3 protein-coding genes are annotated in these 2,172 nt (G+C 32.7%); 1 reads left to right on the forward strand and 2 read right to left on the reverse strand.

All coding sequences use genetic code 11. The annotated features are described in order from the left end of the window. The first annotated feature begins 167 nt into the window (after positions 1-167). Complete coding sequence (locus WBN21_RS15020; protein WP_424201693.1) at positions 168-920, forward strand: DUF6090 family protein; 753 nt, start codon at positions 168-170, stop codon at positions 918-920. A 1-nt stretch (position 921) separates the two neighbouring features. On the opposite strand, the gene WBN21_RS15025 is transcribed toward WBN21_RS15020, so the two are convergent. Both WBN21_RS15025 and WBN21_RS15030 read right to left on the reverse strand, forming a co-directional pair. After that, on the reverse strand, positions 922-1,476 hold the full coding sequence (locus WBN21_RS15025; protein ID WP_424201695.1) for a hypothetical protein: 555 nt from the start codon (positions 1,474-1,476) through the stop codon (positions 922-924). A 19-nt stretch (positions 1,477-1,495) separates the two neighbouring features. Continuing rightward, the coding region (locus WBN21_RS15030) for a M20/M25/M40 family metallo-hydrolase (protein ID WP_424201697.1) at positions 1,496-2,172 on the reverse strand (677 nt) is incomplete at its 5' end.

Below are 2,172 nucleotides of genomic sequence, written 5' to 3' on the forward strand. Positions count from 1 at the left end.
GATGGATTTAAAATTCCTGGTGGTTGGACGGTTCCTATTCTGGCAATCCTTATTATACTATATTTCCTTTCAAACTTACCAAATAAGGAGATGCTAATTACCGCCATAGTAATTGCATGTTTAAGTTTGCTTTTTTTACTTCTAAAGGTTTTAAAAAAGAACAAAATATGATTAAATTTTTCCGAAACATTCGTAAAAAGCTTCTAAAAGAAGGCAAAACCACCAAGTATTTTAAATATGCCATTGGCGAAATTATTCTTGTTGTTATTGGAATTTTAATTGCCTTACAGTTAAACACTTGGAAAGAAGAAAATAATACCAAAAAATTAGAAACCAAAATAATAAAAGAACTACAAAGTAATCTTAAATTAGATTTAAAAGAGATTCAACATGATATCGAATTCATGGATGATATTAACATGGCGTGTTCTAATATTACTAACTATCTAAAAAAAAACGAAATAGCCTCTGATTCATTCTTCAAAATAGCTTCTATTTTAAGAGTTACACCACATTTCGATCCCAACACAAGTGGCTACGGATTACTACAATCTAAAGGTGTAGAAGTCATTTCAAATGATAGTTTGAGAAACGCTATTTCATTGTTATATGAAAGATCATACCCATATTATAAACGCTACGAAGAAGAACGCCTTCGTTTTCATGCCTTACATAGTGAGCCTAAATTATTAGAATATTTTGATATGAAATTTGCCCTAACAGATAAGTATTATGGTGCTTTTTATATTTCAGCTGAAGATTATAAAACACTTCAAAAAGATAGTAGCTTTTTAAAATTATTATCTGCCATTGCTTTTGAAAATTCTGCTGTTCAAAATAGAGGAGAAAGAACCGAAGCTAGTATCATTTCTTTATTAGAATTTTTACAGAAAGAATTAGAAGAAAACGGGGATGATTAAACTACTCTCTAAGCTTGCCTTGAAAAACACTTACCTTAGAATTAAACGGATTACCAGAAGCACGACGTAGCATTACGACTTGTCCGCAATGCCATAAGGCATCTGCAATTGGGCCATTTATAAGATTCCAAAATCGATATTTATCATTATCAAACTTCGATAAGTCTTCAGATTTTCCTAATATTTCAGAAGCTGATTTAAAATTAAGAAGTGTTTGTTTTCTTTTTTCTTCAAAAGTCATTTCAGGGTTTTCAATCGCCTCAAATTCTTCTGAAATTGAACGCAAAATGAAATTAGACAAACCAAATAAATGGTCAATAGTTTCATCTGAACTTCTACTAGATTCGCTCGCTTTATAACTTAAATCTTTTGGGGTTAAGCCTTTTGTTGCCCAATAGTAGCGAAAACCTAGGCCATCAACCATTCTTGCCGCAACAGTACCAGCAGTATAAGTTTCAGCAAATTCCGGAATTTCATAATATGGTAAATTTTCTTCACTTTGTGCCATAACAATGGTTGTTATAAATAAGACTAGTACTGAAATTGATTTTTTCATTTTTAAGATGAAAAATTATTTAATCTTTTATGGTTGATTTATTCGAAATTGGATTCACACCATACTTATCAAACAAATAAATTAAGGAGGTCATGGTTGCTGCACCCAATTCCAACTCGCGTTTATTTATAGCATCGAAGGTATCGTTGCTTGCATGATGGTGATCGAAATAACGTTGAGAATCTGGACGTAAACCTGCTAAAACATTTGTTTCTGTTTTAAGCGGACCAACATCGGCACCACTTCCACCCTTTTCAAAATAATGAATAAGATATGGTTTAAATAGCGATTGCCAACTTAAAACCTGATCAAAAGCAGCGTCGGTACAATCGAAAGTAAAACCCCGAGGCGTAAATCCACCTGAATCACTTTCTAAAGCAAAAACGTGATTTTCATTTTTCTGTTTAGCAACCTCAGCATACTTGTTTCCGCCGCGTAAACCGTTTTCTTCATTCATAAATAAAACAACACGGATACTTCGTTTTGGTGTAATGCCAGATTCTTTTAATAATCTTAAAACATCCATAGATTGCACTACGCCTGCACCATCATCGTGAGATCCATCTCCTAAATCCCATGAGTCTAAATGTCCTCCAACAATCATAAATTCATTAGGGAATTCGCTTCCTGTAATTTCACCTATAACGTTATAAGATTGCACATCTGCCAATTGCTTACAGTTTTGTTTAAAATAGA

Source organism: Algibacter sp. (assembly GCF_049667265.1).
In the GTDB taxonomy this organism is placed as follows: domain Bacteria; phylum Bacteroidota; class Bacteroidia; order Flavobacteriales; family Flavobacteriaceae; genus Algibacter_B.